Origin of the sequence: Maritalea myrionectae (assembly GCF_003433515.1) — a bacterium.
GTDB lineage: Bacteria > Pseudomonadota > Alphaproteobacteria > Rhizobiales > Devosiaceae > Maritalea > Maritalea myrionectae.
Genome location: NZ_CP021330.1, coordinates 1,645,237 through 1,668,896 on the forward strand (window position 1 = coordinate 1,645,237; position 23,660 = coordinate 1,668,896).

Sequence of the window (23,660 nt, forward strand, 5' to 3'; positions counted from 1 at the left end):
TGAGTTGAATTTGTTCGAAAAACTATTGCTTGCCGCCGTCGATCACCGCGAGGTGCTGATATCGGCGTGCTGAACGACCGAACACAGACACTGAGCCGCCATAATTTTCCTGCAAATCGACAAGATCATTTTCGGGCGCTACGTCAGCTTGCATGTCGCGGCCGGAGAGATCAGTTGGATGATCGTCTGGCCAAATCAGGCGCAAGCCTGTGATTTTTTGATCCATGATGGGATGGGTACCAAACCAATATGGTTCTTCAACAGCTGTAATGGCGCCGATGATGCGGGTGTTTGTGGCCCCATTGTGCCGCAAAGGCAGCAAAATGCTCTCAAAGGAGAGGGGATGATTATGTTGGCTTGTGCCGGTGAAGGTCACAAGAGCCGCGGCGTGATCATCTGTCACAGCTTTAATCAATGTCTCAATGGCATCGCGGTCTTTGCGGCGCCACAAATCGAGGAAAGGACGTGTTTTCAACTCGCGATTGTAAGCAGAGCAAATGTGGGAACCAGCCAGACGGAAATTGAACGCGGTGCCCAATTTGTCGGCTTCCAGAATAAAGGTATTGGCCAGCGCATGACGAATCTTAGTAGGGTCCACGTCGCGACGCTCAGGTGCGCTGCGGGTTCCCCGTAGATTGTTCCAGTAATTATAAAGTGTGCGCGTGCTTAGCTTTTGCATGGTCTCGTTTCGCCCCACTGGTTCGTCAAATCTGATGAGAATTTAGACGCCGCTTTTTTTGGTTTGTAAGTTGAGGCCAATGTGACTCAAACAAACGGAAAAATCGCCCTTAAACGTTTATTAAGGTTAACGCGGTGGGCAAGGTGTGGAAAAATTCGAAAATAGCGGGCATAAACGGGCAGTTACACGGTTTGGAGTCGACATGAACAATCCACAAGATGATCAAAACCCGCAGGAATCAGGCGGAAATCCCCCAATAGTGAATTTACCGCCCACGGTCACGGCACTGATCATCTTTCTGGTTCTGTTGCATCTAAGCGCCAACCTGATTCTGTCCGAGGAGTCATTTTACCGGTTTTTGTTAACATTTGGCTTTGCGCCGTTGCGGCTGCAATTTGCACCGGAAATGCCCGGTGGCGTTGGCGCATTGTTCTGGACACCGTTCACTCACGGCTTTCTTCACGCAGACTGGATGCACCTCATATTCAACGTATTATGGCTGGCGGTTTTTGGGACACCAATTGCGCGTCGCTATGGCCCGTTTGGCTTTGCTGTCGTGTTTGGATTGGGGCTCGTTGGCGGTGTGATCGGTTATTTGCTGGTGCACTATAATTCTGTCGCGATTCTAATTGGCGCGTCTGGTGCCGTATCGGCCCTAATGGGGGGCGCGTTGCGCTTTATGTATCAACCGCTGATCAAGGAAGTGGATAAAGAAACAGGCGAGGTGCGTATTTTGGGGCGTCGGCTGGCCACACCTTCAGAATTGTTGAAAGACCAACGCGCAGTTGGGTTCACCGCTGTGTGGATGGGCGTGAATGTTTTGTTTGGCGTGTTTCCACAATTGATGGGCATGGAAGGCGCCAATGTGGCCTGGGAAGCGCACATCTCAGGTTTTGTGGCCGGATTTTTTGCCGTGGCGTGGTTGGAGCGGCGATTGTTCTAACGGCTATTTGTAGCGCTCATTGGGATCAAAGAGCGGCTTGATGCCCAAGTCCTTGACCGAAAAACCATCGTCATCCATGGCAACAGCGCGATAAAAGCAAGTTTTGCGGCCCGTGTGGCAGGCGGCCCCGGCGCCACGCTGGGTGGCACGCACTTGCAATATATCCTGATCGCAGTCGACACGCATTTCCACGAAGTCGAGCAGTTCGCCTGATGATTCGCCTTTTTTCCATAAGCTGTTGCGCGATCTGGAGAAAAAGTGAACGAAGCCTGTGTTGAAGGTGAGGCGCAGTGCCTCTTCATTCATATAGGCGGCCATCAGAATCGCATCTGATTCAGCATCAGTCACGACGGCAAGAATCAGTCCGTTCGCGTCGAAGCGGGGCGCGAAAGAGGTGCCTGCTTCAAGTTCGGTTTTGGAAAGGTCTTTTGGATCGGTCAGTTTGCTCATAGGCACGTTATAAACAGCGCCTATGAGGAAAGCCAGACTTGATCGCGCTTATTTTTGCATCGCCAAGAGGTGGAAAAAGCGATCCTGCTCTTTCGGTTCTTCGGCAAAAACGCCGGTAAAGCGCTGCGTCAGGGTTGTCGCGCCGTGTTTTTTCACGCCGCGTAGGGACATGCACATATGCTCTGCCTCAAGCATCACAGCGGCGCCCCTTGGATTCAGATTATCGTTGATCGCATCGATAATTTGCTGGGTCAGGTTTTCCTGGGTTTGAAAACGCTTGGCAAATACGTCGGTGACGCGGCCAAGTTTGGACAACCCAACGACGGCGTCCGTTGGCAGATAGGCAATGTGTGCTTTGCCGACAAAGGGCACCATATGGTGCTCACAGTGTGAAAAGAATGGAATGTCTTTCACCAGCACCATGTCATCATAGCCGCCAACATCGCGGAATGTTTTGTTGAGCACTTCTTCCGCGTCCAAGGTGTAGCCTTCGAAGAATTCTTCATAGGCTTTTGCAACACGTTTTGGGGTTTCCAACAAACCTTCGCGCGTTACATCTTCGCCAGCCCATGCCAGCAGGGTACGCACGGCTTGCTCTGCCTCATCGCGGGTGGGGCGAACAACTGATTTGGTGGTCGGGAGGTCTTTTCTTATAGATTTTATGGTCGCATCCATGATCATCTCCTGATGGCGTCGACCTTATATACGGGACCAGAGACTGAACGGTTTACTCATTTCACACGCCAAAGTGAAAGACCGGGCACTGGCTTGGTTTTGCTTGAAGCGCAATATATGATGCTTATCTAACAAGAAACAAGTGTTCTAGCGCGCGAATAGGTTCACAATGTCGTTTGGCGATATCTACAATCAAAAAATTCTCGAATATGCAGGCAATCTGCCGGACTTGCCACGTCTGGATGCACCGGACGCGAGCGCGCGTCGGCACTCACGCGTGTGTGGATCTACGATTGAAATTGATTTGAGTGTCCGCGAAGGGGTCGTTGCGGCTTATGGTCATGAGGTTGCAACTTGTGCGTTGGGCCAAACAGCCGCGTCAATTATGGCGCATCATATTCTGGGGGCCGCGGCAGATGAGTTGCGCCTGGTGCGCACTGAAATGCTTTCGATGCTGAAGGAAGATGGACCGCCGCCCAGCGGTCGGTTTGCCGACCTGAAATATTTGCAACCCGTCAAAGATTTTCCGCAGCGGCACGCCTCTGTAATGCTGGTGTTTGACGCGATTTGTGACGCGCTGGATCAAATTGAATTACAGGCGAAAAGCGCGTGAGCATTTTGAGGCTGATCGGTCGGATTATTGATTTCCCTTTTCGCTGGCTCGCGATTGGCCTAATTACACTTTACCGCTATACGCTTTCCGCTTTTATGGGGCGAACGTGCCGCCATGCGCCGTCTTGCTCCGAATTTACGCTGTTGGCGATCAAGCAATATGGATTTTGGCCCGGCGGCTGGATGGGCGCAGCGCGGATCTATCGTTGTCGGCCTGGCGGCACCGAAGGTTTTGATCCCGTACCTGAATCTTTGCCAAAAAAGGCAAAATGGTATGCCCCTTGGCGCTTTGGGCGCTGGAAATAATTTCAAAACATGCTAAAGCAACCTCTTTGACGGATCATGCCGCATGATGTGGCATGGCAATTTGACTTATATGAAGTGGAGAAAATGATCATGGTCAATGTGTCGTTTCCTGATGGTGCAGTTCGAGAATATCCTCGCGGTACCACCGGCACCACGATTGTTGAATCTATTTCAAAGTCATTGGCGAAAAAAACCGTTGCCATGCGCGTCGATGGCGTGCTGACCGATCTTTCTGACCCGTTTGAGCAGGATGGGGCGATTGAGTTTGTGCAGCGCGATGATGAAGCTGCGCTGGAATTGATCCGCCACGATTGTGCGCACGTGTTGGCTGAGGCCGTGCAGGAGCTATGGCCCGATACTCAAGTGACCATTGGTCCAGTGATCGAAAACGGCTTTTATTATGACTTTGCGCGTGACCAGCATTTCACCGAGCAGGATTTTGAAGCCATTGAGAAAAAGATGGCCCAAATCATCGAGCGCGGTGCGGAGTTCACCAAGGAAGTTTGGGACCGCGAGGAAGCCAAGCGCGTTTTTGCGGCCAAAGGCGAAGATTATAAAGTCGAGTTGATCGACGCCATTCCTGGTGACGAAGACCTGAAAATCTATAAACAAGGTCAATGGTTTGACTTGTGCCGTGGTCCGCATATGCGCAGCACCAAGGATGTTGGTGTGGCCTTTAAACTGACCAAAGTGGCCGGTGCCTATTGGCGCGGGGACAGCAACAATAAGATGCTGTCGCGCATTTATGGCACTGCTTGGGCCAACCCAAAGCAGCTCAAAGCCTATTTGCACATGATCGAAGAAGCTGAAAAGCGCGATCACCGCAAATTGGGTAAAGAGTTGGACCTGTTCCATTTGCAGGAAGAGGCGCAGGGCTCAGTGTTCTGGCATCCCAAAGGCTTTAACATCTATAATCAGATGGAAAGCTATATTCGCCGCAAGGTGAATGCTGCCGGCTATAAAGAGATCAAAACCCCGCAGCTGATGGACAGCAAATTGTGGGAAAAATCTGGCCACTGGAGCAAATTCCGTGAGGATATGTTCGTGGTGCCGGATTTGGAATTTGCCTCGGATGCTGAACAGTTGGATGTGGCGCCTGATTCCAAATTGATGGCGTTGAAGCCGATGAACTGCCCTGCGCATATTCAGGTTTTCAATCAAGGCATCAAATCCTATCGCGATTTGCCATTGCGTTTTGCTGAGTTTGGCTGCTGCCACCGGAATGAAGCGCATGGTGCATTGCACGGTTTGATGCGCGTGCGGCAAATGACGCAAGATGATGGTCATATTTTCTGTCGTGAAGATCAGATTAGTGCGGAAACAGATGCCTTTTGTGCTCTGCTGGATTCGATTTACGAAGATATGGGCTTCACCGACGTAAAGATTTTGCTGGCAACACGGCCAGAGCAGCGTGCGGGAAGCGATGAGACCTGGGATAAGGCTGAAAAAGCACTGGGTGATGCGATTGCGTCCACAGGTCGAGATTTTGAAATAGCCGAAGGCGAAGGTGCTTTTTATGGGCCGAAGCTGGAGTTCCACTTGAAAGATGCTATTGGCCGTTCCTGGCAGTGTGGCACGCTACAGTTGGACACTGTGCTGCCTGAGCGTTTGGATGCATCATACATCGCGGAAGATGGTTCCCGTCAGCGTCCGATCATGCTTCATCGGGCGATTTTGGGCTCTTTGGAACGCTTTATCGGCATTTTGATCGAGAACCATGCTGGCCGTATGCCGATGTGGTTGGCACCAACCCAGGCGGTTGTTGCGACCATCATCTCAGATGTTGATCCTGCGGCCATGAAGGTTGTTGAAAAGCTGAAAGCGGCGGGCCTTCGGGTTGAGACCGATTTCCGCAATGAAAAGATCAATTATAAGGTGCGCGAGCATTCGACCCAGAAAGTGCCTGCCATTCTTGTGCTTGGTGAGCGCGAAGCCGAAGAAGGCACGGTCTCCATTCGTCGCCTTGGCGAAAAAGGGCAAAAGGTCGTCAGCGTTGACGAGGCGGTCGCGGTCCTAGCCAAAGAGGCAACACCGCCTGATTTGGCATAGTCTTATAGAGCGGCGCGTAGTTTTTGAGCTTTTGCTTCAGAATATGCGCCGCTTTCTACAGCCAAAACTTTCCCCGCGCGATCGATCACCACAGCATAGATCTGATTGGTTGGCCCCAGTCCCAGATTTGCTCTAAACCGCGACACATTTGTGTAAAGTGTGATGGTTTTGGCGCGCGTCGCTTGTGATGGAATGCCAGAGCGCATGCCATTTTGAATAAAGCCACCAACAAGACGCAGTGCCGAAGGCAAAACAGGCAATTCATAAAACTTTGCGTGACCATTTTGCTCCAGCTGCTCGGCAAAAGGCAGCCACGTGTTGACGTCGGTTTGCTGCTCCTGCTCGAAGGCGATGAACAGCAGGGAGCGGTTCGCGACGAAATCCTGCGGCAGGGTAACAGCCCGCTCATTCAGATCTTTGGATTCGATGGTCGGGAATTGTTGCGCCAGGGCAGGTGTGGCGATCGCAAAGAAACTGAGCAGGGTTGCTAGAAACAGTTGGCGTGTGCGCATTGTCTTCTCCATAGGTTGAGAAGGATACGCACATGCATCGATCTTGGATCGGCTATTGCGTTATAATTTCGATTTCGCGCGGCAGGCCAGGCAACACTTCGAATTCGCGGTTGAACACTCGGTCGCCCAGTCGGGCCAGCAAAATATATTCACCTTGCGCCAAAACGGTGGCCGGAAATGCCGTTGCTTCCTCATAAACGGTTTCGCCCGAAGGGGTTTTCACAATCCAGCTTGTATCAGCAATCGCCTCGCCACCTGGCTCTGAGACCAGCTTAAAGGTGACTTGGGCAGCTTTGTGATAAAGCGTAGCTTCGGTGAGCTGGCCGGGGCGGACCTGCAAATCAGCCTTAGCAGTGGCATTGATGCTGCCGAAATAAGAGGTGACCGAATAGGTGCCGGAGTTCAGGTGCAAAAGTTGATTTGGCTGGACGGCACGGGCAACCAAAACGGACTGTCCTTCGGCATCGCGGGTGTGGACGTTGAAGCGCAAAAAACGGTCCGGGATGTTGATGTCGCCAGAAATGGCGGCATTCAGCTTTAAACCGCCGACATCGAGGATGATATCGAGTTGATTCGGGCCGGGCTCAACAGTCACCGTGTCTGAGGCTTGGGCACGCCCATAGGCCGCGTGCACCACATATTGCCCAGGGGACAGGCTAAAGATTGCAGGGGTTTCTTCCGACTTATCGAGAAGCTCCAACTCCCCATTGGCATTGGGCGTTGTGCTATAGACCCGCCACACGATCCCTTGCGGAATGATTTCACCATCTTCTGCGATTTTCGCGGCGATGGTGACGGGTTGCGGTTTGCCGGGTTTTGGCACGTTGGTGACGACCGGAACTGATGTGCCCGTTGCCGCGGGCTGCTCGTCAGGTGTTGTTTCACCGCTGTCGCCAATGTCTGCAGGGCGAGGGGGAGGCACTGGCGCACTCTCCTGGCCGAATGCGGGCGCAGTTGATCCTAACAGACCGATGGCAAGGAGCATTGAGGCTGCCCAATGGGCGGGGAGGCGATGAATCGTGACCATAAGTGCACTTTAGCTCAGATTTCGTTCAAATTTTGGCAATGCATATTCAGATTAGGCATTAGCTATGACATAAGTGCAATTGGTTTACAAAGACACTAAGGAAAAGCCGATGCCGCAACATGACGCGCTGATTGATTATTTGAAAAACCGTCGTTCTGTCACCGCCCCATTTTTGACCAATCCCGGCCCAACCGTGGCCGAGTTGGACCAGATCATGGAAATAGGTGCCCGTGTGCCGGATCATGGCAAGATCGTGCCGTGGCGAATGGTTGTTTATCAAGGTGCAATGCGCGAGATCGTTGGGGAAAAGCTGGCGGATATTTGGCAGCAGAAGCACCCTGAAGCTGATGATGAAACGCTTGACGTTGAACGTAAGCGATTTTTGCCTGCGCCGCTGACGATTGGCGTTTTGGCGCGACCGCAAAAACACCCAAAAGTGCCCGAGTTGGAGCAATTGCTCTCCGCAGGTTGTGTGTGCTTCAATTTGGTCCATGCCGCACACGCCCATGGCTATGCTGCGCATTGGGTGACGCGCTGGTTTAGTTTTGACGCGGATGCCGCGACCATGTTGGGCGCTGGGGCCGACGAGCAGTTTGTTGGATTTGTGCACATTGGTACGCCAGAGGTGGCACCTCAGGAGCGTGATCGCCCAAGATTGAAGGATGTGGTGAGCTACTGGCACGAATAATTGGGCAAATGGCAGCAAGTTTGCTATGATTAATGTGTTGTAAATATTCGTTTTAGGGGGCGAACATGCCCAAAGTTGACGCAAATAGCCTGCCGCCGGAGCTGACCCGTGCGTTGACGCGCGCTGGCGACAAAAACGGCGTTGATTTCGGCTATTTGCTTCAAACGGCCATGCGTGAGAGCTCCCTTAACCCAGAAGCGCGCGCCGCAACATCATCGGCTGTGGGGCTATTCCAGTTTTTGGAAGGCACTTGGCTGGAGGTGATTAAGGAAGAAGGGCCCAAGCTGGGCTATGGCGATCTGGCTGAAAAGATTGCCCGCACAGATCGCGGGTATGAGGTGAAAAACCCGCAGGAAAAAGCCGGGATTTTGGCGCTGCGCGAAGACCCGGAAATGGCCGCTGATTTGGCTGCCGCCTTTACCCGCCGCAATGGGGAATATCTCAAAGACAAATTTGGCCGGATGCCCAGCCCCGGTGAATTATATATCGCCCACTTTTTGGGTGCAGGCGGGGCACAAAAGCTATTTGAACTGGGGTTGGAGCAACCAAACGCGATTGCGGCTGAGCATTTTCAAGCACAGGCAAAAGCAAATCGTCCAATCTTTTATAATGGCGATCAGCCGCGCACCATTAAGCAGGTATATCAAGTGTTGGTGCGGCACCACGCGCCGGAAAATGCGGACCAAGCCGCCGCGACCCAATTCGCGGCGCAGCAAATGGCGCTGGATAATCAGGGGCCATTTTCTGTACGGCAACCCGCCAGCCTGGTGAACCCGTTTGAATCGCTTTATCGCGCCACAGGGGTGCCCTCAACCAATGCATATGCACCCACCGAAGCGGGGGCAGGCAAGGGAAAGCAGAGCTTTTTCAGCTCGTTCTACAAGAAATAGCCGTTGAAAGCCGTCACCTTATTTATGGTGAACGGTTCTTTAATTCTTGCACGATATTTTGATCTCCAGTGTATGAGTTCATAAGGGTAAGTTGCGTGCTTGGTTATCAAGATTATCTTGATCTTTCTCAATCACCCCATGCTGAAGAGCGGGGGCAGGCGGCGCGCATTGCCGCGCGTGCCTATCTTGATCACGACGGGCCCGCAGATGAACATGCGGCCCTATACGCGGCTGTGCTGAGCTTTCTTGATGATACTAGTGTGAAGGTGCGTGCGGCACTGGCTTATGAGTTGCTGCATTCAGATTATGCACCGCGACCTGTGATGTTTGCGCTGGCCCAGGATGACCCGATTATCGCGACGGCCATTGTTCAATATTCGCCGGTATTGCGCGAGGTGGATTTGAATGTATTGGTCAAGGCCGGGGATGAGGCGGTTTTGCTGTCTATTGCCGGACGGGCCAGCCTTTCACCAAGATTGATTGCCGAACTTTTGGCAAAACATTGCCGCGCAGTTGATCTGCGGTTGATTGAAAGCAATGGTGAGTTGCTCTCTGAGAGCAGCATGTTGGAACTTTGTGACCGATGGGCTGACGATGCGGAAATGCGTGGTGCCTTGCTTCGTCATGTCGATTTGCCTGCTGCTGGTCGATATTTATTGACCGAACAGGTGGCAGAAGATCTCGCTGCCTCTCGCTATGTAAAGGGTGCGATACAGCCTGTGCGCTTGGCCCGGCTGATGCGCGATCTGGTGGATGATGCGACCACTTATATCGGTGATGATATCGCTGATAAGAGCGCATATGCCTATATTGAGGCCCTTGTGGAGAGTGGTCGCCTTACGCCACGACTATTGATCCAATCCTATTTGGTTGGTCGACACATGTTCTTCTCGTCATGTTTGGCACAATTGGCGAAGGTGCCTGCGCATAAGGCCAGCTCAATTTTAGCGAAGGGCTCTCGCCGCGGCATGTTTGCCCTGTTCATGAAATGCGGATTTGAAGCGCCATTGAGCAATTTGATGTGCCGTCTGGTGACGGTTGGGCGCGCTCATGATCTGGCTGTCGATCAGGCCGCGCGACACTTTGTTGTGTCGCAACTGATCACGGCGCTGATCGATGAGCATGATGGTGACTTACCTGATGTGTTGGTGCCGCTCTTCGCATATCTCAATGAAATGAACGTGACGTTGGCCCGTAATGCGGCCCGGGGTGTTATGGCCACATTCTGTGATCGGGCGCCACAAGAGGCGCGCTTGGCCGTGACACGATTGAGGGGTGAAGCCCTCGCGTTACCCGCGGCCTAAAACGCTAATAGCCAAACTGTTCGTTCAACACCCGCTCGTCCAAGCTGTGGCCTGGATCGAACAGGAGCGTGACCTTGTGGCTGCGGTCTTCTTTGATGGACACTTTCGTGATCTTTTTAAACGGCTTGCTGTCGGCCACCGCGTTGACCGGGCGTTTATCCACTTCGTGAGGAATAAGGGTCACTTCCGCGCGGTTTGACAGAATCGCGCCGCGCCAGCGCCGTGGGCGAAATGGCGAAATGGGGGTGAGGGCCAATAGCGGAGAATCGATGGGTAGAATTGGGCCGTGTGCTGACAGATTGTAAGCAGTAGACCCGGCAGGGGTTGCGACAAGAATGCCATCGCACACCAACTCGTCCAACCGTGTTTTGCCATCAATAAGAATTTGCAATTTGGCCGCCTGGTAAGATGAGCGCAACAGCGACACTTCGTTTAACGCCAGCGCTTCGTGTGTTTCGCCTTCTTTGGTGGTGACCTGCATGCGCAAAGGGTGGATGTCCGATTGCTCGGCGGCATGGAGTCTATCGCGCAAATTTTCTGTATGAAACTCGTTCATCAAAAAGCCGATGGACCCGAAATTCATGCCATAGACGGGGATATTACGGTCCATCACCCGGTGCAGAGTTTCCAGCATCAAGCCATCGCCACCCAAAGCGACAATGATATCGGCGTCGTCAAATTCGCAATTGCCATAAAGAACAACCAGTTCCTGCAAGGCGGCCTTGGATTGATCAGAGCCGTTGGAAATAAAGCAGATCTTTTCAAATTTATTTCGGGTCACGGCTGATGATCCTTGCCAGTGCTGTTCAGAAGCTGACCTATTGATTGCATACTCTTGGGACCAAGTGGAAGTCCAATTCGGTGAAAAACACATTGTTTCTCTTAGACTTCTGAAATTTCGAAAAATTTTTGAAAAATCAGTCTTGCGCAAACTAAAATTGGGTGCTAGCAAGCGCCTCGGAGCCGGTTTAGCTCAGTTGGTAGAGCAACTGATTTGTAATCAGTGGGTCGGGAGTTCAAGTCTCTCAACCGGCACCATTTTCCCCACATTGATCATATTCAGTTCCAGCGTGAATGCGTCGTGCTTTGTCCGACATTTTTGTGTGTTGCTTCGGTGTGTGCGTTCTTAACCTTAATCGTCAATATTTAATGCTTTCCTTTGCTTCAAAGGCTAGATTGTAACTGGTTTTCGCTCCATCTGTGGACTGGATGGCGTGAAATCGAGCTAGAACAAGTAGTTGTTCTTTCTAGTTATTTAACTCGTTTGTGATTTTTTTGGTCGCGAGCGTGGACAGAGGTGTGTTGGATGTCAGGGAATAAAGTGCCGCAAAAAGGAAAAAGGCAAACGCGTGTGTTGCTGATTGGCGATGATATGCGCTCCTTTTTGGCGAGCGCACGTTCACTTGGCCGCCTTGGCGTGGAGATACATGCCGCACCTTTTGACTGGCACGCGCCAGCTTTGGCGTCGAAATACATCAAGCAGGTGCACTATTTGCCGCGCGTGGGCAGTTGGACCAAAAGCTGGTTGAGTTCCATTCAGGGACTGCAAGAAAAGCACAAATATGACTTGGTCATTCCATGTTGTGAACGATCATTGCTGCCGCTATATGCGCAGCGCGACAGGCTGTCGGGCGTGAAGATTGCTCATCCCGGTGATCTGGCGATGACCCAATTCTTCGACAAAATCGAAACCCGTGATCTGGCGAACAGCCTCGATATCCCGGTGGCAAAGGGCGAGGCGGTAGATTCGGGCAGCCGTGCGGACTTGTTGGTTGAGCGATATGGCTTGCCGCTAATGCTGAAGGCGCGTCGTTCTTATTCCGCGCAGAGCCTTGAGGTGCGGGGCGATGTGGTGGCGATTAAGTCCAAGGCCGCGCTTGAACGTGCACTTGCAGCGATCGACGATGAGAATGCCTATTTTGTTGAACAAATCTTTCCGCAAGCTGGAGAGGCTTCTGGCCTAGGGGTGTCCGTGGCAGCTCGCGACGGGAAAATTATCAGTGCATTCCAGCATCGGCGTATTACAGAAAAGCCAGGTGGTGGTTCCAGTTCAGTGCGCATCAGTGAGGCGCTGGATGCTGACCTGTTGGATGCAGTTACGCGCCTTTCTGAGGCTGTGCGTCTAAATGGCTTGGCAATGTATGAATTTCGGCAGTCTGTCGATAGCGGCGAATGGGTGCTGCTTGAGGTGAATGCGCGGCCATGGGGGTCAATGCCTTTACCACTGGCGCTCGGCATTGATTTTCCTGCGATGTTTTTGGATGTCCATTTGCCGGAGAAACGCGTTTTTAAAACTGATTACCGGGAAGGTATTGTTGGCCGAAACCTGATGTTGTCGTTGATCCATTATATGGAAGACAAAGAGCGGTCGAATCGATATTTCCCCTTGTTCGCCATTTCAGAAACGCTCAAGCATATGTGGCGTTGTGCACGACGTGTTGAGGTCTCTGATAGTTTTGTTTGGGATGATTTGCGGCCAGCACTTTTTGAATATGTGGCGTTGGGCGGTCGGTTTTTGCGGCGCAGTAAATGGTTTAAACAAGGCAAGCCGGAACGGCGGGTTTTGCCATCGCGGCGTGACGACCAACAATATGTTAGCCTTGGTGTTGAGCATCAACTTGATTCTCAATTTGACAAACAGCCGGAAAAAGACCGCAAGGTTAGCTAAAGGGCGATAGTTTATTGGCACTCGCGCGCGCCTTTTCAAAATTTAGAACAACATCCGGATTTGCTTCGATTGCGACCCTTGGGGTGCGCTTGGGTGGGGCAGGGATCGGCTTCTTGTCGCACATTGCTTTGGCGCGCTTGATCGAACCGGCTCAGTATGGCGTTTACGTTTTTGCTTGGACTATTGTCGTGCTGCTGGGGACGTTCTCTGGCATTGGGTTGCCTGTTGCGGCAACCAAATTTGTCGCGACATACCAAGATCAGCAAAAGCAAAGCCATCTCAGTCTTTTTACCCGTTATGCCGCTATTGTAGGCTTGCTGGTGGCGTTTTTTGCGACCTGCCTCATGTTTGCGGTTAGTTTTTTTGCGCCTGAGCATATTGTTGAACCTATCTTCCGCCCAGCCTTATTGATTGGCGCATTTTGCATTCCGCTCTTCACATTGACAGAAGTTGGGAAGGGCGTTGCGCGTGGATTTGGCCGAAATGTTGTCGCTTATGCGCCAGCATATCTATTTCGTCCGATTCTCATCCTTCTAGGGGTAGCCGTACTGATATTAAGCGGGTGGACGCTAAATGCTGTGCATCTGGTCTACATTTCCCTCATTGCGCTTTTGCTGCCGCTTTTATGGCAATGGTCATTTATGCGCGGCACGCTCAGCGCGCGCACCGAACACGCGCCGCGTGAAGTGGGGTTAAACCGGGTTTGGTTGATGACGGCGCTGCCGCTGACGGCGGTTGAGGCCTATAATCTATTGCTGGCCAACACAGATATACTGGTGCTCAAATTCTATGTGACGCCTGCGGATTTGGCGGTCTATTTTGTTGGCACCAAAATCGCTGCTTTGCTCAGTTTTGTGACATTTGCGATCAGCGCCAGTGCTGGAAAACCTATCGCCGCCGCTTTTGGACGGGGCGATATGGATAAGGTGCGCCAGTTGACGCACCATTTTGCCAATCTCGCCTTTTGGCCGACATTGGCCGGCTTTGTTGTTTTGCTTATCGGTGGTGGGGTGCTGCTCTCTTTGTTTGGCCCGGTATATGCGGACGCCTATTTGCCCATGATCATTTTGGCATTTGGCGTGTTGCTGCAAAGTTTCACCGCGGCAGCCAAATATTGCATGGCGATGACCGGGGGGCAAAAACAGATGTCGGTCGTTTTGGTCGTGACGCTCGGCCTCAATTTATTACTCAATCTTGCGCTTGTGCCGCCCTTCGGCATTGTTGGGGCCGCGACTGCAACGGTGTTGGCAACATTGGTGTCGATCATTGCCTTGTTGGTCTTGATTAAGAGGCAGATGGGGTTCTGGGCGATCTCAAATGGTGTGCCGACAAAACTGAACCTTACGTCAGACGCCTAGCTTCACGCTACGTTGAATCAATACATGAATATATTTGAATAAGTGATTGTGTATAAATCTTATTCCGCGGCTGTGCGTGCCAGATAAACGGTCTGCTCAAAAGCCTGGCCGGTGACTTTGTTGCTAAAGTGCACAGGCTCTGCCCAGACTGAGGCGAAGACAGTGCTTAAGCGATCAACGAACCGCTGGTCGGTTGCATCGTTTGACCAAAGGCCGAATATGCCGCCGGGTTTGATGTGTCGCGAGAGGGCGCGTAGACCCTCGGGTTGGTAAAAGCTGTCGCTTCGGTCATCAAGCAAATTGTCGGGCGCATGATCAATATCCGCAAGGATTGCATCAAAGCGGCGGTTGAGCTGTTCAGGGTCAAAACCGTTCCCTGCGGCCATGGCAAAAAAGTCGCCTGCGATCAGCCTTGTGCGGGTATCACCGGACACTCTCCTGCCCATCGGTAGGATGCCTGATTTGTGCCACTCAATGACGGGCGCCAAATAGTCAACGACCAACAGGTTAGCCACATTCTCGTTCTTTAAAACCGCTTCAGCCGTATAGCCGAGCCCCAAACCGCCCACCACGATGTCGAGTTTTTCTCCCTTGCAGGCCGCCGTGCCTTGGGCGCCCAGTGCGACTTCTGAATCGGTGAATAGGCTGGTCATCAGATATTCGTCGCCCAGCATGATCTCATACACATCGATATTGAGCGCAGGGTCATGGCGTCGTCGTAGGCTAAGCGGGCCGATGGGGGTGGGGCAGTAGTCTAGTTCTTCGAAAAGTCGGCTCATATCATGGTCGCTATTGGCGCGACCGCCTTTCAGCTTGGGTACACGTCCGGCGATAAGCCAAGTGTGTGTTTGAGGGGTAGGTATAGCCTACCGGGAGGTGATTTCAAAAAGCATATCCGCTGCCACGCCCAAAAAATAAGATTCGTTGATGGGATTGCCATTGATCAGCAGGACCAAGGTCGCGTCGTGTTCTGGATAATGACGCTCAAAAGATTCGTACCCCTCATAGGCGCCAGAATGGCCAAGCCAAACGCCCCATCTATCGGTTTCTATGCCTAGACCCAGCCCATAGCTAGGATTTGATGATGAGCCGGTGCGCATTTGAGCCAGCATGTCTGGCGTCAATATGGATTGTGATTCAAACAATGCCCGCAAAAATAGCCCCAAATCTGCGGCAGTGGTGACCACGGGGCCATCGCCAAGTGTGCTGGCCCAAGCCATCTGGCTCGCATCAGCGCCAGAGATTTCATAGCCGTGCGCCAGGTTCTTTGCCCTCGCATTGGCGCCAACCGTGCTTGCCGTCATCCCGGCGTTGCGAAAGATATGTTTTTCTAACGACTGTTCGAGGCTGCCATCCAGCTGAGCCAAAACATGGCCCAGCAATACATAGTTGGTGTTGGTATATTCAAAATCTGTACCGGGCGCGAATGCAGCTGGCTCGTCATAAGCAAATGTAAGCGCTTCGGCTGGCGACCAGCGTTTGGTGGGGGTGGCCGTGCTCTCATCGATAAAGTCATCGGTCAAATATTCGGCCAAACCAGATGTATGTTGGAGCAACTGGCGGATGGTAACCTGATCCGCATTCTCGAGTTGTTCTATGTTGTCCAAGTTTTTGATATGGGGCCAGGCGCGGCCATCCAACTGTAAGTGGCCCCGCTCTGCGTGGCGCAGAATGGCCGCTGCCGTCATCATTTTGCCGGAGGAGGCAATATAGAATCGCGTTTGCGCCGTGGTTTCAATCTGCTTGTCCCTATCCGCATATCCAACCGATACTTCGACAGTTGTCCCGTTCAAATGGGCCCAGAAAACTGCGCCTTCGACCTGTTGTTCGGCCAAGAACTGGTTCAGTTTTTCCTCGATCAATTCCGATTGTGCGAAAGCGGGAAATGCTAGAAGGAGAGCCACAAGGGCAAGAAACAATCTTCCAAATGCAGCCATTGGCTTTTCGCCTTTGCTTTGTTTGCGCCTCAACGTGTTTATCGTGAAGTTGCGGCAAACAAGGCGATTGCCGCTGCATTTGAAACGTTGAGCGATTTGATCGGCCCGGGCATATCCAGCTTGACCATTTGATCGCACAGGTCGCGCGTGCGCTGGCGCAGGCCCTTGTTTTCAGCGCCTAGGACAATCGCAAGTTTCTCTGACTTAAGGTCTGGGGTGAGGGCGGTTTCTGCCTCCGAATCGAAGCCAAGGCAGGTGAAGCCGTGATTTTGAAGTTCTTGAATGGCATTGCCCAGATTTTTCACCTCAATCAGTGAGGTGTAATCAAGGGCGCCGGATGCGGACTTGGCCAAAACACCGGTTTCCTGCGGCGCAAAGCGCATAGTGGTGATCACCGCGTCTGCCCCGAAGGCGCAGGCTGTACGCAGGATGGCGCCCACATTGTGCGGATCGGTGATTTGGTCCAGCACCACGACCAATGATTTTTCGTGCAAATCCTTTAATGCATCGCGCTCAATCGGTTTGACGTGCAAGGCAACGCCTTGGTGCACCGCGTCAGTGCCCAGCATTTCATCCAGCTTTTTCGGGGTAACGTCTTTGACCTTAACCGAAATGTTCGCGCCCGCCTCTTCCAGTTTGGAAATGGCATTGGGTGTTGCATAAAGCGTGTGTTTGAAGCGATTGGTGTTGGCCAGCGCGGCGATAACCGGGTGCAGCCCATAAATGTAGAGCTGCCCATCATCAGCGGGGAGGCGCTTGTTGGGGCGTTTTTTGTAAGTTTTCGGGTCGAAGCGTTTTTTCTGGTTCATAAATATGGCGTAGCGATTTTGTGGCTTTGGGTCCAGCAACAATCGCACAGATTGGGCGAGGGGAAGAGGAAAACTTCACTTAAGTGGAAAGAACCATAAAAAAACAACAGATTGGGTGTTGACAGAAGCGGGCTTGGTGACCATAAATCGCGCCGTTGGTTTCGTCACGAAATTGACAAGACTCTTTCTTCAAGAGTGCTGAAATGCTTGGAGGGGTGGGTGAGTGGTTAATACCACCAGACTGTAAATCTGGCGCCTTAGGCTACACTGGTTCGAATCCAGTCCCCTCCACCATTCAGCTTGCGTTGCGGGTATAGCACAATGGTAGTGCAGCAGCCTTCCAAGCTGAATATGCGGGTTCGATTCCCGCTACCCGCTCCAAATACCAATATTTTATCTTTGTATTTCAATTAATTGCAGAAAAAGTGTCCCACGGAAAAATGGGGCATGGGACACCTACCAGTCCATGGCCTCAAGTTTTGACATCGCGTCCTTGGCCAGTTTCCATCTTTCCACACCCTTTGTGTAGACCTCTGATGTTTTGGCACTCGTGTGGCCGTGAATCGTCATGATCTGATATTGAGTGCATCCCTCTTGCGCCAAAAGATGGGCTGCGGCTTTTCTGATTCCATGACTTGATCTGTTTTCAAGGCCCGCTTCCCGACACCATCTCCTAAAATGCTGTCCAAGCGCGTCAGGTGATGCGTAGGGCTTGCCGTGCTTTGTAAGCAGGTAAGTAGCACCTTGAACCTTTGCGGCTCTTGTGGCCTCAAAAAGAGGCGGCATCAGAGGGATTTCTACCGGAGCCGAGCCTTTTTTCCGCGGCTGCCAGCCCAAACCTAAAATCCCATCCTTTTCAAATTCATTCCCGCGGCCAAGCGTTACGGCGTCACTAATCCGGCAAGCTGTGAACGTGAACAGAGTTAGGCATAGATGGGCCTGAGAGCCTTTCTCATGCGTTTCGCGGTATTTTCTAAGGTCTTGTACCGTCCAAGGCACCGCTCCGCCCTTGCCGCGGTATATGCGCCCAACGCCCGCGGCGGGGTTGACTGTGCATATGTGAGGAATTGCTTCTTTGTACATTGCACTCAATGCGTCAACGATGTCATCGGCCAAAGCTGGCGTGTGTTGGAACTTGTCACGAAGCTTTACAACTTCGTGTGTTGGCATCTCAAGCCTATAATCTCCACATTCTTCGATTACACGCTTGAAAAGCCCTCTGCGCTTTTTGAGGGTGAGGGGTGATGCATTGCCCGCGGCAACCTTCTTTTCCAAACTTTCCAAATGCAGATAGCAAAGCCACGCCATAGATCCGCGGATTGACTTTTGAACTGGCGTTTGTGTTGGCTTAAGCTGAATGCCGCGACGGGCGGCGTGATAGTGTTCGTGAAATTCAGGGTGTTCCGGGGGAACCGTAAGAGTGATGCGTTTCTTTTTATCCCCTTCAACCCGCACACGATAGCGCAGATTGCCAGAAGCCATTTTTTCAGGCGGCAACAAGCCGGGGAAATTCAATTTCACGTCGATCACTCTTTTGGCCATTCTTTGGGACCGCGATTCTTGTCTTGATTTGCCGCGGCGTCAAGCTCGTCTGCCAACAAGATGCGGCATTCTTTAACCCCAACTATGAAGCCGCTGACGGGCAACCCCGCGGCTTTGGCCTCTTTTGCTAGCCGAATAGCCCGCTTTCCATCGGCATCAGTGAAACTTGCGGTTCTACTCATTCATCCCCTCCATACTTTGCCAGTGGAATAGGTGCGTCTATGTCAACTGTGTTGGTCATTTGTGGCTCTCCAACAGATTAAGGCCATCAACGATTTGTTTAGCGCGTGTCTCAATTACTTGCCGCTCTTTCGCCTTAATGCCAGATGCTCTTGATGTAGGCGGCATGTAGCAGATAGGCTCATTGGTGAGCGCACAACGAACGGTCATGTCTCCGTCGGAGTCGTATTCCACATATGGCATGATCTTTTTGCCCTTGCTCATTGCTTGCCTTTCGTAAAATCTTTCGTAGCTGTTTCGTAGCCTTTCGTACGACTATTCATCTCACCGCTCCTTGGTGGGGAGGGATTTCAACGCTTGCTTCTGTATTGTGGAAGCGCAGTTCATGCAGTAATCAGACCCGATTCCACTAGCTTCAAAACGATAGCTGGGAGGATTTAGGCAATCGTCCGTGGCACATGTTCTCGTCTCGCTCTCGCGTGGCGACAAGCGAAACCAGTTTTCACAATCTGCTAAATCTGCGGGTTCATCGCTCTCACCTTCTGGCGCATTGGTGGGGAGATCAGAAATGTCGCCTGATATGTCCAAAGCGCATCTGGACCGCGCAAAGCAACGACCTCGTCCCGGACTATTGCTAGGGTGGGTCAAACCGTTTTGCTCGTGCATAATGGCGACATCTTTCGCTAGCTCAGCACATTCATCCCGCATATCCCGCCGCCCTTCCTCACGCGCTGCTGCTAGGGCTTGGGCGATGTTTTCGGCGCATTCTTCAAAGTCGTCATCCAACACGTTCTTGAAATCGTGTAGCAAGGACCGACCTTCATCAATTTGCGTTTGGGTGAGTTCCTTTTCTTTTGGTTTGGTCATTCAAAAGCACTCCAAATTAGCGTCTCATAATGTTTCTGGGCGTCTACCTTTGCATCTTCAATCGTCGCTCGGTTTTGTCGCCCGTCCGCGCTTGGAATGGTCTTGTTGTTATGTAAAGGGATGTAGCCGCCATTCTCCGCGCTATTTATTAGATAAAACCCAACTGGTGTTCGCGCTGCTGGTGCGCCATAGCTCGTTTTACCCCAATTTATTGGACTGATGTTCGCCTGAACATATTCAACGCCCTTTGTTGGCGATGCTGATGCGTAGACTCGCGGCACCTTGTCGTTTGGGTTTTCATGCGGCTCGAACACAGCCCAAATCCGCTTTGGCGTTTTGTTTTCTTTTGGTGTGGTCATGATTGGTCCTTTGCTAAGACGAGTTCGCCAGTCCTGTATGCGTTCACAAGTGTTTCAGCGAATGCAGCGTCGTTGGCGTGTCTAAATTCAGCTAATCGATAAGGTTCACCACCTACCATCGCTGACATATTGTGTGAGCTATCTAGATGCTTTCGGTTTTGCATTGCTAAATCCTGCCACGGCCCGTTGAATGGGTTAAACTGGCCCCAAACGCCCGGCGTTGCAGCCTTGTCCAAATCATCCAGAAAATTCGCATATTTATCTGTCATCACATTTTATCCAGTTGCTTTACGTTGGGCTATGGGCGTTTGAAGTTTACCTGATACCAAGTGTCGCCTGGCTCTGCCCCGCCGAAATCATCATCGTGCTTTTCGGGGTCATAACCACCTTCAATCTCAACAATCATGCCATGTTTGATTGCTTTTTCTTGCAACTCAAATCCTTCAATGTCGCCCTGAGGCCAAGCCTCCATCACGTCTTTTGCAAATGCTTCAAAGTCTGGTTTCTTGCTCATGTTCGCCTCAATCGTTTATCTGCTTTACGCTGGGTTGGTAGGGCTGGCCTAGCTTGCGCCCCTTGTTCTGAAATGGCCGCGATTGTATCGGCTTGCCCGATCTGACCTTCTTGCCGCTCTTGCGCTTCTTGGGTTTCTCAGGATCAAAGCCCGTCACAAATAGAAGCCCACGCGCCACACGGTTCGCTTGCGTCTCCTGGAGGCCGCGAAGGGCGTAGAACAGCCAATCTTCTTGGCTCAATACAAAGTCGCCCTGACCATCAAATACTTTATGACAGTTGAAACAGCCGTCGACTGTGCTTAGGTCGCTTGCCTTGCATCCCATGCCCTTGAAGCGGTCGCGCACATGACAAGAAACCGTTGTTTCAGGCCCGGCGCACGTCACACCAGCAATTCGCAAAGTGCAGGGCTGGCCTCTAGCCGCGTCTGTGTACTTCTTGGAGTGGATCATTTGGCCTTCTCCTTTGCCAATTCCAAAGGCGATTTGGGAGGAAGTAGCGGGCCAGCTGGTTTAGGGTCATAGCGCGACAAGTATTTGCGCTGTTCTTCCAGCCAAACCTTGTATGGATATTGGCGGCGCACACCGAACGGGTAGGCGGCATGAAGCGCTTTAGTACGTTCATCAAAAGAAGCGTTTGCTGGCAACTTCGCATGTGTCGCCCATATCGTTCTGATAGCTTTTTGCCTCCAATCACCCATATTGCTCTCCTATGCTGCTTGGCCCATTACAAGGTCTTCTAGAAAGCCCAGAACGGCCTCTTTGCTCTCCTGAAATACCCGCTTGCCCATTGCTTTTGTGGATTGCGATTTGGCGGTGAACACCTGCACAACACATTCATTGACGGTGACAATTGCAAAATCATCTGAGGGCTTTACGAAGGCGGCGATCCGTTGTGCTTCTTTCTTGCTGGATGCAACCAATGACCGCTCGTCATAATATCCGCACTTAATCAGCGCCCACTTGCGCAAATGCTCGTCAGAGGGAAAATTATCTTCGATCAATTCTGGCAGGTTCAGCCAATATTCACGCACCGCCGCGAAATATTGGCGATGGCTTTTGATTGAGCGCTCCTCTTTGACCTCAAGGTCGTAATATTCCCCAACAACAAACGTGTTGTCACATTCCTTTTGAAGCCGTGGCATTGGCACCATCGCCAAACCATCCCATTGATAAGTGATCATGCTACCGCCTCACTTTCCCCGCGCTGGCGCAATTCAGTTTCGAGCGCGTTCAATTCCTCTAAAAATGTGGTCACGGCTTTGCGGATTTCGCTTTGCAATTCTTCATCGCAATCAACCCGAATGATGTGCAGTGACGCGTTGGCCGGCAAACGCGGGTCAAATGATACGAAGTCGCACCATTCGCGCCCTGTGCATTCCATCTGCCATTGCATTTGCAGCGCATATTTCCGGTCAATCTTGTCGGCCCGCATTGTCTCGATATGCGTTGCGGTGTTTGGGCATTTGATCTCAATCAGCCCTTTATCACCGACAAGACCATCAGGACTTGCGCCAGCCATTGTAATGCTTGGGTGAGGGATAAACCCCACCTCCTGCACTGATCGATCGGTCAACACTTCATATGTGGCGCGGGCTTGGGGTTCGCATTCATTGCCCCATTCAATCGCTGCATTTGTGAAACCTTCACTTGCTTGGCCTGAAAGACGTTCGGCCACCAGTTGCGCCATGTAATTTTTGCGCGTGACGCTTTCGGCATTGCCGCGCCCTTTAGACATTACATCGACAATTTTTGAGGCTGTTACCATTCCCAAACGGGCCTGAAACCACTCAGGTGAGCCTTGCACTACATTATCCATTTTGCGCCCCCTGGTTTTTCTTTTTCATCGCCAATAGTTGTTGCGCTGTGCCAAATTTGGCAGTGGGCAATTGCGTCAAGTTGCCAATTTTCATGGCTTTGCAGAAAGCGGCAATGTCGGTTGACGTGTCATCAATCAATGCTTGCAGCATGTCGCGTTGCTCCTCTGAAATTGGCTTGGCGCCAGCCGCTTGCCCGTCATCATCATCAAGTGTTGTCAGGTCGAAAATGGACAGGGTGAGATAGCGCCGCCCATATGACATAGAAGACCCAAAAGCGTGGGTTTCGGTCTTGTTGCGGTTGCCCTTAATGCCTATGCCATCGCTTGGCACGTCCATCTGATAGGTCTCTTTGTGACCGCCATTGTGGCGCAATGTGCAGATCACGCGGTAATGGCCTTCAATCTGGGCCTCGCCCTGTCCAAAGGATAGCGAAAATCCATGCTTTGAAATGACAGGTTTGATTGCCGATTGAATATGCTCAAGCGTTGTATAGTTTGAGCCTGTCTGATTGTTCTTTGCGTTCTTGACAATTGGGGCCATTTCACTTTGTGCCGTTGTCAGCGCTTCGTTAAACTGGCGTTCGGCCTCCGATTTTGCCATCCGCTCTTGCATCCCGATAAGGCGCTCAAACTTATCAATGTCCATATCTGGATTGCTTGCGGCTTGCATAATGCGGTCCAGCAAAGTGTTGCCTTCGTGCGTTTGCACTTCGTGGTGTTCGTCTTGTTTTGCTAGTGCGCTCATATCTAAGCCACTCCATCTGTTTGATTGTTGAGGGGTACGATTGGCCAGCGCCTGGCGTTCGGAAAGCGGCGCTTCACCTTCGCCCACTGCTCACGCGTGACGCGCAAGGCCCATCTTTTGTTGTCTGTGGTTAGGCCGCTGCAAACCATGTGCAGGTATTTGTCGCCTATCTTGACTAGCCATTGCTGGCGGGTTTCAACGCGGGTGATGTTCATGAACTCTCTCCTGTGTTTGAGAAAGCCCCATGCATCTTTCTGCTAGCTACGCAGTAAGCGGAAAACGCTTCCTTAGCCGTGGGGAAGATGCCCAGATTAGTATTCTTCTTGTTGACCCTTATCTGAGCTTGAAACTTTCCCGTGGCCTTGTGGTGGCTTACACCCTTGTAACCAGATGAATTGTCACGCCTCTTTGAAGCATTTCGGCAGTTCTCAGCCTTGCTGGCTTCGCGCAAGTTCTCCCATCTATTATCATGCCGAATTCCGTTAATGTGATCGACGCACTCTGCAGGCCACCTTCCTGTCATGTAGAGAAATGCAATTCTGTGTGCCCTGTATCTGCGCCCATTTATAACGAAGACCACGTAGCCATATTCCGTTTGGGAGCCTATTTTTTGCCCTTTTCTGGCGTTTGACCCCCGATCTTGAGCCCAAGTTAGGATTCCTGTTTCAGGATCGTATTTGATGATTGAAAATAACTCTTTCTGAGTAAGCTCACTCATATTCACACTCC

Annotated in this window: 31 protein-coding genes and 3 tRNA genes; 12 read left to right on the forward strand and 22 right to left on the reverse strand. The window is 51.7% G+C overall.

Annotation, left to right across the window (positions count from 1 at the left end):
* Positions 1-22: 22 nt before the first annotated feature.
* Complete coding sequence (locus MXMO3_RS08135) at positions 23-679, reverse strand: PAS domain-containing protein (RefSeq protein WP_027834269.1); 657 nt, start codon at positions 677-679, stop codon at positions 23-25.
* A gap of 202 nt (positions 680-881) precedes the next feature.
* Here MXMO3_RS08135 and MXMO3_RS08140 point away from each other — a divergent pair, with 202 nt between their 5' ends.
* Positions 882-1,622: a rhomboid family intramembrane serine protease gene (locus tag MXMO3_RS08140; protein WP_117395526.1), complete on the forward strand. Its 741-nt coding sequence runs from the start codon at positions 882-884 to the stop codon at positions 1,620-1,622.
* 3 nt (positions 1,623-1,625) lie between these two features.
* Here the strand turns inward: MXMO3_RS08140 and hisI are convergent, their stop codons facing one another.
* Both hisI and folE read right to left on the reverse strand, forming a co-directional pair.
* Positions 1,626-2,072 (reverse strand): phosphoribosyl-AMP cyclohydrolase, encoded by a 447-nt coding sequence (gene hisI / locus MXMO3_RS08145; protein WP_117395527.1) that lies wholly within the window; start codon positions 2,070-2,072, stop codon positions 1,626-1,628.
* 48 nt (positions 2,073-2,120) lie between these two features.
* Positions 2,121-2,747, reverse strand: a complete 627-nt coding sequence (gene folE / locus MXMO3_RS08150; protein ID WP_027834267.1) for a GTP cyclohydrolase I FolE — start codon at positions 2,745-2,747, stop codon at positions 2,121-2,123.
* A 169-nt stretch (positions 2,748-2,916) separates the two neighbouring features.
* Here folE and MXMO3_RS08155 point away from each other — a divergent pair, with 169 nt between their 5' ends.
* The 3 genes from MXMO3_RS08155 to thrS all read left to right on the forward strand — a co-directional run bounded on the left by MXMO3_RS08155 (position 2,917) and on the right by thrS (position 5,714).
* The gene (locus tag MXMO3_RS08155) at positions 2,917-3,360 is read left to right on the forward strand and encodes an iron-sulfur cluster assembly scaffold protein (RefSeq protein WP_117395528.1); all 444 of its coding nucleotides are present in this window, start codon (positions 2,917-2,919) and stop codon (positions 3,358-3,360) included.
* A complete protein-coding gene (yidD, locus tag MXMO3_RS08160; protein WP_117395529.1) occupies positions 3,357-3,665 on the forward strand; it encodes a membrane protein insertion efficiency factor YidD in 309 nt (102 codons plus the stop codon). The genes MXMO3_RS08155 and yidD overlap by 4 nt, the downstream gene beginning before the upstream one ends.
* Positions 3,666-3,755: 90 nt before the next feature.
* Complete coding sequence (thrS, locus tag MXMO3_RS08165; RefSeq protein ID WP_117396759.1) at positions 3,756-5,714, forward strand: threonine--tRNA ligase; 1,959 nt, start codon at positions 3,756-3,758, stop codon at positions 5,712-5,714.
* Positions 5,715-5,716: 2 nt separating this feature from the next.
* Here thrS and MXMO3_RS08170 read toward each other — a convergent pair whose 3' ends face one another.
* Together MXMO3_RS08170 and MXMO3_RS08175 are read right to left on the reverse strand one after the other, a co-directional pair.
* Complete coding sequence (locus MXMO3_RS08170; protein ID WP_117395530.1) at positions 5,717-6,226, reverse strand: hypothetical protein; 510 nt, start codon at positions 6,224-6,226, stop codon at positions 5,717-5,719.
* A gap of 52 nt (positions 6,227-6,278) precedes the next feature.
* Positions 6,279-7,211 (reverse strand): hypothetical protein, encoded by a 933-nt coding sequence (locus MXMO3_RS08175; RefSeq protein WP_051213490.1) that lies wholly within the window; start codon positions 7,209-7,211, stop codon positions 6,279-6,281.
* 151 nt (positions 7,212-7,362) lie between these two features.
* On the opposite strand from MXMO3_RS08175, the gene MXMO3_RS08180 reads away from it, so the two are divergent.
* The 3 genes from MXMO3_RS08180 (at position 7,363) to MXMO3_RS08190 (ending at position 10,135) form a co-directional block, all read left to right on the forward strand.
* The gene (locus MXMO3_RS08180; protein WP_117396760.1) at positions 7,363-7,941 is read left to right on the forward strand and encodes a nitroreductase family protein; all 579 of its coding nucleotides are present in this window, start codon (positions 7,363-7,365) and stop codon (positions 7,939-7,941) included.
* A gap of 65 nt (positions 7,942-8,006) precedes the next feature.
* Positions 8,007-8,831, forward strand: coding sequence for a lysozyme family protein (locus tag MXMO3_RS08185; protein ID WP_051213489.1), 825 nt, complete (start codon positions 8,007-8,009; stop codon positions 8,829-8,831).
* Between the two features lie 95 nt (positions 8,832-8,926).
* Positions 8,927-10,135, forward strand: coding sequence for a DUF2336 domain-containing protein (locus MXMO3_RS08190; RefSeq protein ID WP_117395531.1), 1,209 nt, complete (start codon positions 8,927-8,929; stop codon positions 10,133-10,135).
* 4 nt (positions 10,136-10,139) lie between these two features.
* Here MXMO3_RS08190 and MXMO3_RS08195 read toward each other — a convergent pair whose 3' ends face one another.
* Positions 10,140-10,916 (reverse strand): NAD kinase, encoded by a 777-nt coding sequence (locus MXMO3_RS08195; protein ID WP_027834260.1) that lies wholly within the window; start codon positions 10,914-10,916, stop codon positions 10,140-10,142.
* 181 nt (positions 10,917-11,097) lie between these two features.
* On the opposite strand from MXMO3_RS08195, the gene MXMO3_RS08200 reads away from it, so the two are divergent.
* The 3 genes from MXMO3_RS08200 to MXMO3_RS08210 all read left to right on the forward strand — a co-directional run bounded on the left by MXMO3_RS08200 (position 11,098) and on the right by MXMO3_RS08210 (position 14,161).
* Positions 11,098-11,173, forward strand: a tRNA-Thr gene (locus MXMO3_RS08200).
* 268 nt (positions 11,174-11,441) lie between these two features.
* Complete coding sequence (locus MXMO3_RS08205; RefSeq protein ID WP_117395532.1) at positions 11,442-12,803, forward strand: carboxylate--amine ligase; 1,362 nt, start codon at positions 11,442-11,444, stop codon at positions 12,801-12,803.
* A 14-nt stretch (positions 12,804-12,817) separates the two neighbouring features.
* Positions 12,818-14,161 (forward strand): lipopolysaccharide biosynthesis protein, encoded by a 1,344-nt coding sequence (locus MXMO3_RS08210; protein WP_117395533.1) that lies wholly within the window; start codon positions 12,818-12,820, stop codon positions 14,159-14,161.
* A 59-nt stretch (positions 14,162-14,220) separates the two neighbouring features.
* Here the strand turns inward: MXMO3_RS08210 and MXMO3_RS08215 are convergent, their stop codons facing one another.
* The 3 genes from MXMO3_RS08215 to rlmB all read right to left on the reverse strand — a co-directional run bounded on the left by MXMO3_RS08215 (position 14,221) and on the right by rlmB (position 16,907).
* On the reverse strand, positions 14,221-14,940 hold the full coding sequence (locus tag MXMO3_RS08215) for a polyamine aminopropyltransferase (RefSeq protein ID WP_117395534.1): 720 nt from the start codon (positions 14,938-14,940) through the stop codon (positions 14,221-14,223).
* An 87-nt stretch (positions 14,941-15,027) separates the two neighbouring features.
* Positions 15,028-16,098 carry a serine hydrolase domain-containing protein gene (locus MXMO3_RS08220; RefSeq protein ID WP_117395535.1) on the reverse strand — a complete coding sequence of 357 codons (1,071 nt, stop codon included), beginning with the start codon at positions 16,096-16,098 and terminating at the stop codon, positions 15,028-15,030.
* 38 nt (positions 16,099-16,136) lie between these two features.
* Positions 16,137-16,907, reverse strand: coding sequence for a 23S rRNA (guanosine(2251)-2'-O)-methyltransferase RlmB (gene rlmB / locus MXMO3_RS08225; protein WP_117396761.1), 771 nt, complete (start codon positions 16,905-16,907; stop codon positions 16,137-16,139).
* Positions 16,908-17,116: 209 nt separating this feature from the next.
* Here rlmB and MXMO3_RS08230 point away from each other — a divergent pair.
* A tRNA-Tyr gene (locus MXMO3_RS08230) sits at positions 17,117-17,201 on the forward strand.
* A gap of 13 nt (positions 17,202-17,214) precedes the next feature.
* A tRNA-Gly gene (locus tag MXMO3_RS08235) sits at positions 17,215-17,288 on the forward strand.
* 75 nt (positions 17,289-17,363) lie between these two features.
* Here the strand turns inward: MXMO3_RS08235 and MXMO3_RS08240 are convergent.
* The 13 genes from MXMO3_RS08240 to MXMO3_RS08305 form a co-directional block, all read right to left on the reverse strand.
* On the reverse strand, positions 17,364-18,437 hold the full coding sequence (locus MXMO3_RS08240) for a site-specific integrase (RefSeq protein ID WP_205468103.1): 1,074 nt from the start codon (positions 18,435-18,437) through the stop codon (positions 17,364-17,366).
* Positions 18,434-18,631 (reverse strand): hypothetical protein, encoded by a 198-nt coding sequence (locus tag MXMO3_RS08245; RefSeq protein WP_117395536.1) that lies wholly within the window; start codon positions 18,629-18,631, stop codon positions 18,434-18,436. Before MXMO3_RS08245 ends, MXMO3_RS08240 begins: the two co-directional genes overlap by 4 nt.
* Before the next feature lie 322 nt (positions 18,632-18,953).
* On the reverse strand, positions 18,954-19,496 hold the full coding sequence (locus tag MXMO3_RS08255; RefSeq protein ID WP_117395538.1) for a hypothetical protein: 543 nt from the start codon (positions 19,494-19,496) through the stop codon (positions 18,954-18,956).
* On the reverse strand, positions 19,493-19,855 hold the full coding sequence (locus MXMO3_RS08260; RefSeq protein WP_117395539.1) for a hypothetical protein: 363 nt from the start codon (positions 19,853-19,855) through the stop codon (positions 19,493-19,495). The genes MXMO3_RS08255 and MXMO3_RS08260 overlap by 4 nt, the downstream gene beginning before the upstream one ends.
* Entirely contained in the window at positions 19,852-20,124 is a 273-nt protein-coding gene (locus MXMO3_RS08265) for a hypothetical protein (protein ID WP_117395540.1), read from the reverse strand. The genes MXMO3_RS08260 and MXMO3_RS08265 overlap by 4 nt, the downstream gene beginning before the upstream one ends.
* A 29-nt stretch (positions 20,125-20,153) precedes the next feature.
* Entirely contained in the window at positions 20,154-20,369 is a 216-nt protein-coding gene (locus MXMO3_RS08270; protein WP_117395541.1) for a hypothetical protein, read from the reverse strand.
* A gap of 7 nt (positions 20,370-20,376) precedes the next feature.
* Positions 20,377-20,820 (reverse strand): nuclease domain-containing protein, encoded by a 444-nt coding sequence (locus MXMO3_RS08275; RefSeq protein ID WP_117395542.1) that lies wholly within the window; start codon positions 20,818-20,820, stop codon positions 20,377-20,379.
* On the reverse strand, positions 20,817-21,068 hold the full coding sequence (locus MXMO3_RS08280; protein ID WP_117395543.1) for a hypothetical protein: 252 nt from the start codon (positions 21,066-21,068) through the stop codon (positions 20,817-20,819). The genes MXMO3_RS08275 and MXMO3_RS08280 overlap by 4 nt, the downstream gene beginning before the upstream one ends.
* Before the next feature lie 9 nt (positions 21,069-21,077).
* Positions 21,078-21,551, reverse strand: coding sequence for a hypothetical protein (locus MXMO3_RS08285; RefSeq protein WP_245985822.1), 474 nt, complete (start codon positions 21,549-21,551; stop codon positions 21,078-21,080).
* Positions 21,548-22,186: a lambda exonuclease family protein gene (locus tag MXMO3_RS08290; RefSeq protein WP_117395544.1), complete on the reverse strand. Its 639-nt coding sequence runs from the start codon at positions 22,184-22,186 to the stop codon at positions 21,548-21,550. The genes MXMO3_RS08285 and MXMO3_RS08290 overlap by 4 nt, the downstream gene beginning before the upstream one ends.
* Positions 22,179-22,931: an ERF family protein gene (locus MXMO3_RS08295; protein WP_117395545.1), complete on the reverse strand. Its 753-nt coding sequence runs from the start codon at positions 22,929-22,931 to the stop codon at positions 22,179-22,181. Before MXMO3_RS08295 ends, MXMO3_RS08290 begins: the two co-directional genes overlap by 8 nt.
* A gap of 2 nt (positions 22,932-22,933) precedes the next feature.
* A complete protein-coding gene (locus tag MXMO3_RS08300; protein ID WP_117395546.1) occupies positions 22,934-23,146 on the reverse strand; it encodes a hypothetical protein in 213 nt (70 codons plus the stop codon).
* Positions 23,143-23,649 carry an HNH endonuclease gene (locus MXMO3_RS08305; protein WP_117395547.1) on the reverse strand — a complete coding sequence of 169 codons (507 nt, stop codon included), beginning with the start codon at positions 23,647-23,649 and terminating at the stop codon, positions 23,143-23,145. Before MXMO3_RS08305 ends, MXMO3_RS08300 begins: the two co-directional genes overlap by 4 nt.
* Positions 23,650-23,660 lie beyond the last annotated feature (11 nt).